This window comes from Sorangium sp. So ce131 (assembly GCF_051519095.1).
In the GTDB taxonomy this organism is placed as follows: Bacteria; Myxococcota_A; Polyangia; order Polyangiales; family Polyangiaceae; genus Sorangium.
This window is the reverse complement of record NZ_CP150455.1, coordinates 3,894,784-3,909,306: the sequence shown is the minus strand read 5'-3', so window position 1 is coordinate 3,909,306 and position 14,523 is coordinate 3,894,784. Positions and strand designations below refer to the sequence as shown.

Here is a 14,523-nt window from a genome sequence, read left to right as displayed (position 1 = left end):
AGAGCGGGAACTGTCCCCGCCCGGACGGGGAATTCCCCGCTCGAGCTGGGTGTGCGTCGTGGCGCGTCACCCGTCGCCCGCCGGCAGCTTCGCCGAGGCGAGCACCTTGCCGAGCGCCGCGAGCTCCCCCGCGGGGATTCCGGACAGGTCGACCTTCCCGCCGCGCAGGCGCACGCCCACCCCGCGGAGCTTCGCCTTGGCGAGGAGCCCGCCGAGCGCACGCACCAGCGGCGGCGCGTTCTTCGTCACCTTGCCGGCGCTCCGCGCCGCCGTTCGGATCGCCTGGCGCAACTCGTCGAACGTCACCTCCGGGAACGGTACGAGGCGCTGGGTCTTGCCCTTCGCCACGCGGATCTTCTGCTTGTCGGGCCGGATCTTCGCCGGCGCGAGCGGCACCCCGCCCGCCGCCTCCAGGTAACGCAGCAAGAGGTCGAGCTTGCTGATCCCGTGCTTCGCCTCGTCCTCGGGCTCGAAGAAGCGCGCGACGCGGATGTACGTGCGCACCGAGCGCTCGTCCTGGTCCGGCACCTCGGCCTGGAGGAAGGCGCGCGCGGTCTTGAAGCCGCCGGCGAGGTAATATGGAGGATCACTGTCGAGGATGTCGCCGAGCGCCTCGTACCGCTCGTCCCAGCCCTCGAGCTCCTCGGTGCGCGCCTTCCGGTACCGCGCGATCGCCTCCTCCCAGCGCGCCTTCAGCGCCTGGTCCACGAGGCCGTCGGGCGCCGCGCCTCCGGCGCTGCGCCTCGGCGGAGCGGCGCGCCTGGCAGGCGCAGGGCTCCTCGCGGGCACTTTGGAGGCGGAAGCTTTCTTCGACGCGGATTTGGTGCGTTGAGCAGAGGCCATCGAGGCTCCTTTCCGTGAGGTCGACCGCGGAGCATACGCGAAGCGCCACCGCCCCCGCGCGGGTGGAGCACGTCCACATCGCCCCCGTCGCCGTAGCGCGCTCCAGCGTTCGCCGTAGCTGGCGTGTCGCGGGCAAGGAAGACCGTCCCCATGCCGCCGCTGCCGAGCGAGCGGGCGGATAAGCTCGTAGTTCCCGATGACGGTACCCGCCGCGACCGCAAGGCCCTGCGCCGCGCCCGCGGGGTCCGCGCTGGCGGGGGCGGTGGTGGCCGGCGGGTGGCGGGATCGCGCGGAGCGCCCGGCCGGTGAGGTGCTGCGCTCTCCTGCGGGTCAGGCTGCGCCCCGCCGGCGAGCCGCGTCGCCTGCACGATTCCGACCGGTGTATCGCTGCGACCGTTCGGGGCTGAAGGGTCCTTCGCCAGGATCCTGGGCTACTCAAGAATGCAATATGAGATCCAGCCAACCGGCTGCATGCTGGCCGCGCCGATGCGAGCCGGTGCCGCGCGGGGGATTGAGTTCCCAGGTCGTTGGGAATCTTCAGGTGATGACGGGGGACGTCTAGCAGGCCCGACCGCTGGAGAACAATCACCGCGCAAACGGCATAAGCGGCTGTCTCGGCGCATCGCGGATCATCCCCAGTCGGACTAGGAAGTTCCTGATGCTCTCATGGGACACCTCCTTCGTCCTGTGAGCGGAAGGCCGCTTGCTGCTGGCAGCGCGACGGAGCTTCATCACGCTTGCCCTGCTGCCCCGCCGCCCCGGCGTAGTGGCCGGCCAGTGGCCCATTGCTGGCGTGCTCTCACGTCCTGTGGTCGCAGCGCCCCCCCACCGCGCACCCGTGTCGACGCGCTCGCGCAACCTCAACACCCCACGCAGTTTTTCGACGTCCACCGGGAACGCCGCGCGCCGGCGCCGCCGTCGCGGCGCGCTCCGCGAGAGGGGCTCGTGAACGCGCGGGGCCCATGGTATACGGGCTCTTGGCGGGCAACTGCGGCGAGGCAGCCGCGGAGAGAGCGACCGCATCGTGGTGGAGTACCCTTCGAGAAGGCCGCGGTGATGAAGGCCAAGACGCTCAACGGTAGGTATCTGCTGGGCTCGCTGCTCGGCGAAGGGGGCATGGGGGCGGTCTACGAGGCCGAGGACCTCGTCGCGGAGCGCCGCGTCGCCGTGAAGCTCATCAACCCCGAGCGGGCGGAGCGCAGCGGCTCGGCGATCGGTCGGTTCGAGCGCGAGGCGAGGGTCGCCGGCAGCATCGACACCGACCACATCGCGCGCGTGCTCGACAGCGGCAAGGACGCGGAGACCGGCGCGCCCTTCATGATCATCGAGCTGCTCCGGGGCGAGGACCTCGGCCGGCTCCTCAGCCGCCTCGGCCCGCTGCCCCCTCAGCTCGCGCTCCGCATCGTCGCGCAGACCTGCGTCGGCCTTCAGAAGGCGCACGAGGCCGGCGTGATGCACCGGGACATCAAGCCAGCCAACCTGTTCCTCGCGCGGCGCGAGGGAGACCCGACGCTCCTCGTCAAGCTGCTCGACTTCGGCATCGCGAAGATCAGGCGACTCCAGGGCTCGGAGGACCCATCGACCGGTCTGACCCAGACGGGGACCATGCTGGGGACCCCGCGCTACATGTCGCCGGAGCAGGCGCGGGGCCGCAGGGAGATCGACCACCGGACCGACATCTGGTCGCTCGGCATCGTCCTCTACCGCGCCCTCGCGGGGCGGACCCCGCACGAGCACATCGACGCGTTCGGCGAGCTCATCACCGCGCTCGTGCAGGAGCCGCCCCCGCTCGTGCAGGACTTCGCGCCGTGGGTTCCGCCGGAGATCTCGAACATCGTGCACACGGCGCTCCGCCACGACCGGGAGCAGCGCTACCCGAGCGCCGCGGCGATGCTCGCGGCGATCATGCCGCTGCTCAACGGCGATTTCACCCTTGACGAGAGCATGCTCGTCCCCATCTCGGACGCGGAGCGCGCCATGGTGGCCGAGAGACCGGCCGTCGTCTCCGGCGACGGCCCGACCGCCCTCGACGTGAGCGCGACCACGCTGACCTCGAGCCACACGGTCCCTGAGCCCGTCGGCGCCGCCGCAGCGCCGCAGCACAACGGGCCAGCGCGGCGCCGGTTCTCGCAGGTCGTCGGCGTCGGCGTGTTGCTCGCCGGCGGTCTTGGCGCGTACGGCGTTCATCGAGCGATGGAGGTCCCGGCGCTCACGGAGGTCGTTCCACAGCCGCCGGTTCACGCGGTGATCCAGCCGCTCGCGCCCAGACGCAGCGTCAAGCTCGAGGTGCTGCCCGCCGATGCTTCCGTGGAGATCGATGGGAAACCGGCGACGATGCGGGACGGGCTCCTCGAGATCGAAGGCGAGCTGGGCAGCTTGCGGCGGGTCCGCGCCTTCAAGGGAGAGGCGGAGATCGTCGCGGACATCGCGGTGACCGAGTCGGGCGCACATCCGACGAAGCTCGAGCTGCCACAGCCGGCGCGCGAGGACAGCGCAGACAGCGGATCGACGCCGCAGCTGGCCGCTTCGGGCAGCGCCTCGCCGCCGAACGGCCCCAAAGCATCGAGGCACACCACTGTGCTCGTACCCAAGAAATTCCAGTAGCTCGGCAGAGCTGCCGCGCAACTGCCGCGGGATCTGGTCGAGGGCGAGCTCTTCGGGCACAGGAAGGGCCCGTTCTCCGGGGCCTGCTCGCGCGGCTCGCCGGTTACGCCGTCGGGATCTCGCCTCTCTGGGCTCGCCGAGAGGATATCGCGGCGAGCCTCCGGCGTATCTACGGGGAGCGCCGAGCACATCCAGCTGTACAGGGAACAGGGCCGACCGGCCTTCCTCGCGGCTCGAGCAGAGCGGGAACTGTTCCCGCTCGGACGGGGAATTTCCCGCTCGAGCGGGGCGTGCGTGCCGCACAGAGGACGCCAGCGGCGATTACGATGTCGTGCGGGTTGTCATTTCGCAATCGACATGATGCCCCCACGATTCCGTTGATACCAGGAGCGCTGGACGTAGCACATCAGGCAGAGCGCTGCTCTCTCTGCCGAAGTCCAGCAACGACTTCCCACCTCGACGCATTTCGACTATACCTGCTCCCGGTGCCGGGAACTGCTCACGACGGAGCAGCACTCCGACGAGCCGTTGCGAGAGGCCCAGGTGCGTGTGATCCTCGCCGTACCAAGCGGGGCCATGCTCGCTGCACCGAGAAAGATGGCCATGGCCCCTGACAAGATCTCCGCAGCCGTGATGTCGCGGCTAGTACGGCTCGTTTCCGAGGAGGAGGGCAGGCGCGAAGGAAGGATCGAAGGCAAGCAGGAGGCCCTGCTCGTGATCCTCACCGCGCGGGGCCTGCCGCCGACCGATCAGGAGCGGGCCCAGATCACCTCCTGCACCCGCGGCGCTGACCTCGATCGCTGGATCGTGCGCGCGGCGACCGCCTCATCGACCAGCGAGGTCCTCGCGCCGGCGCGATCCAGGCCAGCGCGAGGCTCCCCGTCCACGACGCGCTCCCACTCGCCGGAGCACACCTCGCGGACGCGGAAGACGACACGGTCCCGCAAACCGTCGCGTTAGCTGAGCCAATCGCCGCACCTGGTGCGGCCCGCACCGAGCTACGCTCCCGCCCGCCACGCGGCCGCCCGCCACCCGCCGCGCCTCCGCGCTCTCGCTCTCGCTCTCGCGCAGGCAGTCCACGAACGGCGTAAAAGCGATAACCGGCCAGCACCGAAATGTCGACGAGCGCGGCCGCCACGGCGCCGTCGCTTCGCAGCCGTCCCCCGCGCGCCCGCCTCAGGGAAACCCAGGCCGGTTAGGAAAGCGCAGCGCTGACTCCGCCGCTCGCCGCACCGTCAGCGCCGTCAGGCGCGCTCGTCAAGCGCTTGCGCGGCCCCCAAAGGCATCCGAAACCCTCGAGATCCGCGCGCCGTACCTCGAGGTGACGCACGCCCCGGGCACCCTCGTTGCAGGTTGCCATCGATCGTGACGAGGCCGCGGGCGCTGCGCAGCGCGCGCCGGATCTCGATCGAAAAGGCAGGTACGTATGAGCACTCTCCGGAAAATCCAGGCAACGCTCGGGCTCGCGCTCGCCGGCGCGCTCGGCCTCGCGACCGCGGCCGCATCGGCGGAGGACGCCGCGCAGGGCGACGACACCTCCCTGGAGCAGCCCACGGACCACGAGGCGAGGCAGGCAGGGCTCCAGTGCACGATGTCCTCCGGATACAGCCCGACCGGGAGAGAGTGGGGGCAGGTGTACCTGACGCGCACGCCGGGGATCTGCCGGCGCGTGCGCATCGGCGGCACGGCCCCGCCGGACTTCCCGTCATGTCATCAGCGCGGCAAAGGCGAGCTCGGTTGTTACCAGATCATCGACTGAACGACGGACCCGACGCCCGGCGGCGGCCCGCGACACGGCGCGCCGCACCGCCTCGATCGCCCGCAACCTTGCCAGCGCCTCCGGCCACCGCAGCGCGGGGTCATCCGGGCGCGCGGTACCTCGCCACGACGATCGTGATGTCGTCGTCCGGGCTCGGACACCAGCCCTCGACCTCCCCGAGGATCCGGTCGCGGATGACGCTGACAGGCGCGGCCTGGACGGCCTCGATGGCCCGGCAGAGGCGCTCCAGGCCGAACTGCTCGTGGTGGGCGTTGCGCGCCTCCGTCACGCCGTCGCTGTAGAGCACGAGGACGTCCCCGTCCTCGAGGACGAACTCGGCGTCTCGAGTCATCGCGTCGATGGCAGGCAGCGCGCCGATCCAGACGCCGGTGCTCGGGATCGTCGCGCAACGCCCGGTGCGCGACGAGCACACGATCATGTCGTCGTGCGCGCCGGCGAACGTCACGCGGCCGCTCCGCTCGTACCGGAGCAGGAGCAACGTCGCGTGCTCGTCACGCTCCAGGCGGTCGCGGACGTTCTTGTACACTGCCCGGTTGAGCACGGAGAGGATCTTGCTCGGGCTGTCGGTCAGCTCGCTGCCCACGAGCGCCGAGATCATGCTCTGGATCATCAACATGATGAGGCCCGCCGCGAGGCCGTGACCCGCCACGTCGCCGATCCCGAGCCAGCCGCCCCCGGGCCTCGCGATCACGTCGTAGTAATCGCCGCCGACCTCCGCGGCCGGCTTCATGACCGCGCAGAGCTCGAGCCCCTCGATCGCGAGCTGCCTCGGCACGAGCGTCGTCTGGATGCGCGCGGCGACGCGGCTCTCCTGGCGGACCTTCTCCTGCTCCAGGCGCTCGCGCAGCTCCACCTCCCGCACCACCTCCCGGTGCAGCGCCGCGGCCTTGAGCGCCGAGCCGAGCTGGAGGCGCAGCACGTCGTAGTTCATCCCGGTCGCCCCGCTGTCGAGCACGGCGATGCCGAACTGCTCCACCTCGCCGAACGCGACGGGGAGCGCGACCATGCTCCTGCGCTTCCGAGCGCCCCAGAACCCCGGGGGCGCGAGCAGGTGCGCCGGGAAGCTCGCGGACGGCGCCTCCACCTCGCGGCCGTCCTCCATCAGGAAGAACGGCTTCAGCGTGGCGCGATGCGCGTCGTCGTAGAGCGACACGGCGACCCGAAAGAACTGCATCCTGGGCAGCTCCGACGCCAGCAGGCGCTTGAGCACCGGCAGGCTCAAACACGCCGAGAAGCCCCGCGCGCCGTACGAGACCTCGATCGCGGCGAGCTCGACGTTGAGCCGCTGCTCGCCCTCGGCGTGCACGGCCTCGCGCCCGATCAGGATCCGGGACGCGTGCCAGAGCTGCTCCAGCGCCTCGTTCGCGGCCGGATCGCCCCCGTGCTCCTGCGGGTGGCACAGCCGCGAGCGCAGCAGCGAGATCGCGGCCTGGAACTGGTCCAGGACCACGCCCTGGCGCCTCGCCGCGTCGAGCAGGCCCTGGAGCACCTGCAGGAAGCGGCCCGGCTCGCCCGCGAGCTCCTCCTCCAGCGAGAGGAGCAGCTCCATCGCCCAGCCGTCGAGCGCGCCGGGCGGGACCATCACCGCCCGCTTGAGCGCGCGCTCCAAAGACGCCCGCTCCTCGGCGAGCGCGGGCGCCCCGGACCGCGAGTCCGCCGCCGGAGGCGGCACGAGCGTCGAGACCGAGTGGTGACCGCAGCCGCAGGACTCGCGCAGCGTGAGCTCGACCTGCACGTGCGTGAGCGGCGGGACGGGCTCGCCGTCGATCATGCGGAGGATCGCGTCCACGGCGGCGACGCCGAGCCGGCTGATCGGCTGGCGGATCGTGGTCAGCGACGGCTTCGTGAAGCGCGCGATGCCGACGTCGTCGAAGCCGCACACGAGGACGTCCCGCGGGATGCGCAGCCCGCGCGCCGTGAGCACCTCGATCGCCCCGAGCGCCATCCTGTCGTTCGCGGCGATGACGGCGTCGAAATCGACCCCGCGCGCGAGCAGCTCGCGCATCGCGGCGCGCCCGCTCGGGATCGTGAACGCGCCGTACACGAAGCGGCGATCGTCGAACGGGACGGACCGCTCCGCGAGCGCCCGGCGGTAGGCGTCGGCGCGCAGCCGCGCCTCCTCGTTGGCGGCAGGGCCGCTGATGTACGCGACCCGCCGGCGCGCGTGGTCGTCGACGAGGTGCCCGACCGCGATCTCGATCCCGAGGCCGTTGTCGATCATGAGGCTCGGGATGCCGTCCATCGCCATCCCGATGCTGGAGATCGGCAGCGGCGCGAACGACCGGCAGAACGCCCGCATCCCGTCGACGCCGGGATAGTGACAGAGGGTCGACGAGGCGACGATGATCCCGTCGACCGTCCCCGCGCCGAGGAGGTGGTAAAAGCTGCTCCGCGCGGACTCGGCCGTATCCGCGGCGGTCAGGACCGCGCCGAACGCGGTGAGCACGTTGACGTCACGCGCCTCGGCGGCGCGCTCGATCCCGGCGCGCAGCTCGGACTGGTAGTCGCCGACGACATTGTCGATCACGAAGCCGATCGTCGGGCGCCTCGTCGTCATACCTGGGCTCTCGGATCACGTGTCGGCAATCGAGACCAGCTCCGGGCACATGCGGTCGAGGGGCGTCAGGCTCCGCCTTTGCCACGAGAGCCTCGCGTCGGTGACGAACCGTATCCTGCACCGCCGCCCCTGGCCCACGAGCCCGAGGATGAAGCCGATGAACGCCTTCAGACAGCTCGAGTTCATGAAGCTCAGCCCCCGCACGTCGAACTCGACGGTGCCGACCGAGAGGCGCGTCACCTCCCCCTGGAGGGACTTGACGTAGGTGCTGAGCGGCGCGGCCGCCGCCATGTCGCCCATCCCGGTGAGCCTCACGCTGAGCGTGTCGTCCCGCAGCGCCGGCTCGATCCCGAAGCTCTCCGTAACGACAGAATCAACACATAAGCTGCTCATCCGCCCTCCATCCTCGACCGGCACGTCCGCGATGAGCCCTTCAGGGTACGGCCTTCCCCGACCGGTTCAACCCCCTTCCGCGCGCCACCTCCACCGGCGCGCATGTAGGTCGACAGGAGCCGGTCGATCGGGCTCGCTCGCCGAGCCACGCCGATCATGGCGCGTGGTGGGGCAGCTGTCCTTGTCCGAATCTTGCGCTGGCACCGTCAGTAACCGCAATTACATACGGTCACACGCGTTGCGCGCGGCCCTCGTGAACTGCGCGGCTCTCGCAAGCGGACGCGCTGGCCCGAGCGAACACGCTGGCCCGAGCGAACGCGCTGGCCCGAGCGAACGCGCTGGCCCGAGCGAACGCGCTGGCCCGAGCGAACGCGCTGGCCCGAGCGGCTCGGCCGCTCCGGGGAGGCTCAGAGCGCGCTCACGAGCGGTCCGGGGTCGCCGTCGATCCATTGCTCGGAGATCACGACGCTGGGGACGAGCCCGGAGGCGCCGCGATACCCCACCTCGGCGGAGAGGATCTCGATGACCCTCCGGTCGCCGCGCCGGACCGGGAAGACGAGCGAGACGCCCCCCGGAAAGCCGCCGTCCGTGTCGCCGCCTCTCGGCGCGTCGACCCGCACCGGCTCGCCTCCGGCGCTCGACCCGAGCGTCTTGACCACGGCGAGCGCCGGAGCCGCGCAGTCGAGGCGCAGCCACTCGCGCCGCCTCCGCGCCTTGCACGCGGCGGGGGTCGTGCTCCTCGCGAGCAGCACCGGCTCGGCGTCGGCCCACTCGGCCGCGCTCGGCCGCGCCGTCCGCTCGGCGGCCGGGGGCGCCGCCTCGAGCGCGCTCCCGGAAAGCCCGGGAGGCGACGCCGCGGCGGCCGCGCCCTCGGCCTGCCCCTGCCCTGCCCGCGGCGCGTCCGCCGCGCCGGCCGCGCGCTCCGCCTCCCCCTGCCCTGCCCTCAGCGCGTCCGCCGTGCCGGCCGCCGCGCCGGCCGCCGGCTCCGCGGCCTGCGCCGGCGCAAGCGCGCACACAAGCACCGTGACGATCAACGTGATCTTCCTCATAAGGTCCTCAAGAAGGCGGCGAGCGCCGCCTTGTCCTGCTTCGACATGTGGCTCGTGCGGCCCATGCGATCTGCGTTCTTCTCGATGAGCTCCTCGAGCGTGCGCGCAGAGCCATCGTGGTAGTACGGCGCCGTCCCGCCGACGAAGCGGAGGGAGGGCGTCTTGAACACCTGACCCGCGCGCTCCTCCTGGAACCCGGGCCGCGCGGCGAAGCCCGGCATCGGGTACCCCATCCGATCGGTGTATTCGGTCTCCGGGACATGGCAGCGGGAGCACTGCGCCGCCTCGCTCATGAAGAGGGCGCGGCCGCGCCGCTCCGCGGGCGTGAGCGGCCGATCCTCGCGCGGCGGCGGGGCGAGGCCGGCGCGCAGGAACGCGGCAAGGGCGGCGGATCGCGGCACGTTCTCGCGGTCGCCGCCGCCGCCAGGGCCCCACCGGTGCAAGGTGAAGCCCTCCCGGAGGCGCGCGGCGAGGTCCTCGCTCTGGGCGTTCCAGCCATAAGGCCCCTCGGCCGAGACGCGCCCCGCGAGCATGGGTGTCTGGCGGGGGACGCCGCCAGGGCTCGCGTCGTCGACCGGCTGGTTCTCGGCGGACCCGAGGAAGTTCACGCTGTCGCCGAACGGCGTCGCGACGTGGGCCTCATGCCACACGTGGCCGTCGTCGCGGCCGTCGGGGTGGCATCCGGCGCACCCGAGCCCGCCGCTCGTCGCCCAGTCGATCGCGTTGTAGAAGAGCCTCCGGCCGAGCGCGGCCCGCGGGGAGCCCGGGGCCTCGGCCAGCTTGATGAACGGCGTCGGCCCGGGCTCGTAGGCGACGTCCGCGTGGCCGTCGAGGCGCACGATGGCGAGGGCGTCGGTCGAGCGGCAATAGACCCACGCCAGGGACTCGTCCTCGGACAGGGCGAGCCCGGTGGGCGCGCCGCACAGGGTCGCCACGTAGATGTCCTGCTCCGGCGGCCCGCCGAGCGGATAGGTGCGCAGCGGGCGCAGCGCCGGATCCACCGCGAGCGCGTCGAGCTCCACGAGCGCGTCGTTGCCCTCGCCGGCGACGAGCAGCGTCCGGGTGCTCTTGCGGTAGGCCACGGCGCGCGGCTGGACGAACGGCGCGAGCTCGGTGTTGGGGACCTCGAGCTCCACGTCGTCGACGGGCAGATCGGCGAGCGCCGGCGCCGTCCAGGCGGGCGCGCCGTCGCGGCGGCGCGGCGCGAGCGGCTGATCATCGCCCGTGAGCAGCACGTCGACCGTGGCGGCCCCGAACCACGCCTGCTCGCCGAGCGCGCCGAGCGCGTGCCGCGCGACGAACAGGCGCCGGCCGTCCGGAGACAACGCGGCCGCGTACCCGAGCGACGCGGAGAGCGCCTTGCCGCGCGGCGCACGGAGCGGAGACGTCGGGAGGGCGACCGGCCTCGCCGCGGGAGCGCCGCGGAGCTCGACCCGGGTGAGCGCCGCGGAGGTGAGGTGTGTGACGTACGCGGCCGCGCCGTCCTCGCGGACCACGACGCCGCGGGGCTCGCGCGGGACATCGAGGGTCCATGTCGCCGTCGCGGTCTCGAGGTCCACGGCGGTGACCTTGCCCGTCCAGGCGCTCGTGACGACGGCGGTGCGCTCGTCCGGCGTGACCGCGAGCCCCCAGGCGTCGGCGGGCAGCGGGACGCGCGCGGCCTCGACAAGGCCTCTCGACGGGTCCGGCGTCATCACGAGCAACAGGCCCGGATCCCGGATCGTGACGAGCACCCGATCCGCGAGCGCAAGGACCTGCGCGGGCCGCCCCGGCAGCGCGACCTCCAGCGGCGGCGTGTTCACGTCGACGGGCAGCGGGACGCGCCGGAGGGCCGCGTGATCCTCGTCGGCCAGGTAAAGGGCGTCGCCCTGCGGCGCGCGCGCCAGCGCGCCGCCAGCGCGCGTGGGCGCGCGGGGCCTCGGGGGCGGCGGCGGAGGGGCCGGCGGGGGAAGCGGCGCCGCCTCGGCGGCTCCGGCGGCGCGCTCGGCCGGCGCGGGCCCTCGCGAGGGGCTCGAGCACCCCGCGGCAAAGAACGTGGCGAGAAGGAGGGTTGAGGTGCGGGGCTTCATCGGTCGCCCGTACCAACGACACCGCCCGCCAGGCGTATTCCAGCCCTCGTCGATTCCGGCTCTCCGCCTCGCGCCCGATCCAGAGCGGCCGGGGCGCGGCCGGCGGCGGACCGCTCCTCTCTAGAAGGAGCGACAGAGGCCATCGCCCCTGCCGCCGGCGCGCGCCGCCGAACCGCGCTGACGCATCGCACCGGCGCCATCGCCCCGACGCCTACATCAGCGACGATGTCACAAAGGCAATGAGGGAAACAAAGACGCGGTGTCGCACCTTTGCAAAAAATCGAACCTACCCTCATTGCATGCTTGAACAATCATTTCGAATTGCCTTACAGTCTTGGATTACGCGTTTTGTGGCCGCGGAGCTACTCGACACGTAGGGAGGCATCCATGGTTCGATCGCCCGGTTCTCGTTGGGCGCTTGCAGGCGCTTTTGTCTCATCTCTTGGCGCAGTGTCCCTCTCCGGCGCCCCGGCGCTGGCGGCGCCGTCGTTCACGGCGTTCGAGAGCGGGCAGGTCCGCCCGCTGGCCATCTCACCGGACAGGAAGCTGCTGTTCGCCCTCAACACGCCGGACAACCGCCTCGAGGTGTTCCGCATCGGCACGGGCGGCAGCCTGTCTCACCGCGCCTCCGTGACGGTCGGCCTGGAGCCGGTGGCCGTCGCGGCGCGCAGCGACAGCGAGGTGTGGGTCGTGAACCACCTGTCGGACAGCGTGAGCGTCGTCCAGCTGGGCCCCGGCGGCTACACCGGGCATGTCGTGCGCACGCTCCTCGTGGGCGACGAGCCGCGCGATATCGTGTTCGCCGGGCCGGGGCGGAGCCGCGCCTTCATCACCACCGCGCACCGCGGCCAGAACAGCCTCGTTGACCCGCAGCTCACGACGCCGGGCGTCGGGCGGGCGGACGTCTGGATCTTCGACGCTGGCTCTCTCGACGCCTCGCTCGGGGGCAACCCGCTCAACATCGTCACCCTCTTCAGCGACACCCCGCGCGCCCTCGCCGCGACCCCGGACGGCACCCGCGTGTACGCCGCGGCCTTCCACTCCGGCAACCGCACCGCCACCGTCAACGAGGCCCTGGTCCCCGACGGCTTCGGGCCGGACGGCGTGCCCGGGCCGAGCACCAACGTCGAGGGTGTGCCGGCCCCCGAGACGTCCATCATCGTGAAGTACGACGGCGGACACTGGTACGACGAGCTGGGCCGCACCTGGGACGACCAGATGAGGTTCTCGCTGCCCGACAAGGACGTCTTCGTCCTCGACGCCATGGCGAACCCACCCCGGCAGGTCGCCGGCGCGGGCGGGTTCTTCACCGACGTCGGCACGATCCTCTTCAACATGGCCGTCAACCCGGTGAACGGGAAGGTCTACGTCGCGAACACCGAGGCGATGAGCCAGCAGGCCTTCGAGGGACCAGGCCTCTTCGCCGGCGAGAGCACGCGCGGCCACCTGCACGAGAGCCGGATCACCGTGCTCGGCCCGGGGGGCGTCGCGCCGCGGCACCTCAACAAACACATCGATTACAGCGCCTGCTGTGCGCCGATCCCCAACGCGGAGAACGCGAAGAGCCTCGCCTTCCCGCAGGAGATGGCCGTGTCGAGCGACGGCGCGACGCTGTACGTCGCCGCGCTCGGATCCAGCAAGATCGGCGTCTACAACACCGCCCAGCTCGAGAACGACACGTTCGTGCCCAGCACGGCGAACCAGATCCCGGTGACGGGCGGCGGGCCGACGGGCATCGTGCTCGATGAGAGCAGGGGGCGCCTCTACGTGCTGACGCGCTTCGACAACTCCATCTCCATCGTCAACACGGCGACGAAGGCGGAGGTGGGGCACGTCCCGATGTACAACCCCGAGCCGGACAGCATCGTGAACGGCCGCCGGTTCCTCTACGACGCCTCGTTCTCCTCGAGCCACGGCGACTCGGCGTGCGCGAGCTGCCACGTCTTCGGCGACCAGGACGACCTGGCCTGGAACCTCGGCAATCCGGACGGCTCCGTCGTGCCGAACCCGGGCCCCTTCCCGTTCGGCCTGTTCGACGTCGTCTTCCAGCAGCCCATCGTGAACCCCATGTTCCACCCGATGAAAGGGCCGATGATGACGCAGAGCCTGCGCGGCCTCGCGAACCACGGCCCCATGCACTGGCGCGGCGACCGCACCGGGGGCTACGACGAGCCGAGCGCCCAGCCGGACAGCGGGTCGTTCGACGAGCGGGCCGGGTTCATGCAGTTCCAGGCCGGGTTCACGGATCTCCTCGGACGCAGCGAGTTCATCCCCGAGGAAGACATGGAGGCGTTCGCCGACTTCATGCTCCAGGTCACCTACCCGCCGAACCCGATCCGGAACCTCGACAACTCGCTCACGCCCGATCAGCAGGCAGGGAAGGATTTTTACAACGGCGATGTGGTCAACTCGATCGCGAGCTGCGGCGGGTGCCACGTGGTCGACCCCGACTTCAACCCGGGCTCGGACCTCCCCGGCCTCTTCGGGACGAACGGCGGCTCCGTTTACGACTTCCAATCACAGCTCTTCAAGATTCCCCAGCTCCGCAACGTGTACACCAAGGTCGGCGCGTTCGGCCTGCCGAACATCCCGTTCGTCTTCCTCCCGCGCGACAACGATCACATGGGCGACCAGATCCGCGGGTTCGGCATCCTGAACAACGGCACGGTCGACACGATGTACCGGTTCTTCTCCGCGATCGGGTTCTCCGACCAGTTCACGAACAACCCGACGGGCATCCCCTTCACGCCGGCGGGCGACGTGCTGCGCCGGCAGCTCGAGGCGTACGTGTTCGCCATCGAGACCAACATGGCGCCGATCGTCGGCCAGCAGGTGACGCTGAGCCACACGAACAGCGCGGCGGCGACGCCGCGGATCAACCTGCTCAGGGCACGCGCCGAAGCCGGCGAGTGTGATCTCGTGGCGAAGACCCAAGGGCTCCTCCACGAGGTCGGCTTCCTTTATGTCGGCGCGGGCAACTTCATCACCGATCGGCAGGCCCTCCCGCCGGTCAGCGACACGGTCCTCCGCTTCCTGGCCGTCCAGACGCAGCGCGAGCTGACCTACACGTGCACGCCGCCCGGCTCGGGGGCGCGCGTCGCCGTCGATCGCGACAGCGACGGTTTCTTCGACGGCGACGAGCGCGACGCCGGCAGCAACCCCGCCGACCCGAACAGCACGCCCTGACCCGGACGGCGCGCCGCGCGCAGCCGCGGCGCGCCGGGGCCG

Annotated in this window: 9 protein-coding genes; 4 read left to right on the top strand and 5 right to left on the bottom strand. The window is 71.5% G+C overall.

The window, feature by feature from the left end; genetic code table 11:
• Positions 1-66: 66 nt before the first annotated feature.
• Positions 67-843: a hypothetical protein gene (locus WMF43_RS14505; protein ID WP_437680743.1), complete on the bottom strand. Its 777-nt coding sequence runs from the start codon at positions 841-843 to the stop codon at positions 67-69.
• A gap of 1,056 nt (positions 844-1,899) precedes the next feature.
• Here WMF43_RS14505 and WMF43_RS14500 point away from each other — a divergent pair.
• The 3 genes from WMF43_RS14500 (at position 1,900) to WMF43_RS14490 (ending at position 5,206) form a co-directional block, all read left to right on the top strand.
• Positions 1,900-3,447 carry a serine/threonine-protein kinase gene (locus WMF43_RS14500; RefSeq protein WP_437680742.1) on the top strand — a complete coding sequence of 516 codons (1,548 nt, stop codon included), beginning with the start codon at positions 1,900-1,902 and terminating at the stop codon, positions 3,445-3,447.
• Between the two features lie 603 nt (positions 3,448-4,050).
• Positions 4,051-4,407 (top strand): hypothetical protein, encoded by a 357-nt coding sequence (locus WMF43_RS14495; protein WP_437680741.1) that lies wholly within the window; start codon positions 4,051-4,053, stop codon positions 4,405-4,407.
• Positions 4,408-4,873: 466 nt separating this feature from the next.
• Positions 4,874-5,206, top strand: a complete 333-nt coding sequence (locus tag WMF43_RS14490; RefSeq protein WP_437680739.1) for a hypothetical protein — start codon at positions 4,874-4,876, stop codon at positions 5,204-5,206.
• A 100-nt stretch (positions 5,207-5,306) separates the two neighbouring features.
• On the opposite strand, the gene WMF43_RS14485 is transcribed toward WMF43_RS14490, so the two are convergent.
• From WMF43_RS14485 to WMF43_RS14470, 4 genes are all read right to left on the bottom strand, one after another.
• Complete coding sequence (locus WMF43_RS14485) at positions 5,307-7,784, bottom strand: SpoIIE family protein phosphatase (protein WP_437680737.1); 2,478 nt, start codon at positions 7,782-7,784, stop codon at positions 5,307-5,309.
• A 15-nt stretch (positions 7,785-7,799) separates the two neighbouring features.
• Positions 7,800-8,177 (bottom strand): hypothetical protein, encoded by a 378-nt coding sequence (locus WMF43_RS14480; RefSeq protein WP_437680736.1) that lies wholly within the window; start codon positions 8,175-8,177, stop codon positions 7,800-7,802.
• A gap of 407 nt (positions 8,178-8,584) precedes the next feature.
• Positions 8,585-9,226, bottom strand: a complete 642-nt coding sequence (locus tag WMF43_RS14475; RefSeq protein ID WP_437680734.1) for a hypothetical protein — start codon at positions 9,224-9,226, stop codon at positions 8,585-8,587.
• A complete protein-coding gene (locus WMF43_RS14470; protein WP_437680732.1) occupies positions 9,223-11,295 on the bottom strand; it encodes a hypothetical protein in 2,073 nt (690 codons plus the stop codon). Before WMF43_RS14470 ends, WMF43_RS14475 begins: the two co-directional genes overlap by 4 nt.
• Positions 11,296-11,682: 387 nt before the next feature.
• Between WMF43_RS14470 and WMF43_RS14465 the strand changes: the two genes are divergently transcribed.
• Positions 11,683-14,481, top strand: coding sequence for a YncE family protein (locus WMF43_RS14465; RefSeq protein ID WP_437680730.1), 2,799 nt, complete (start codon positions 11,683-11,685; stop codon positions 14,479-14,481).
• Positions 14,482-14,523 lie beyond the last annotated feature (42 nt).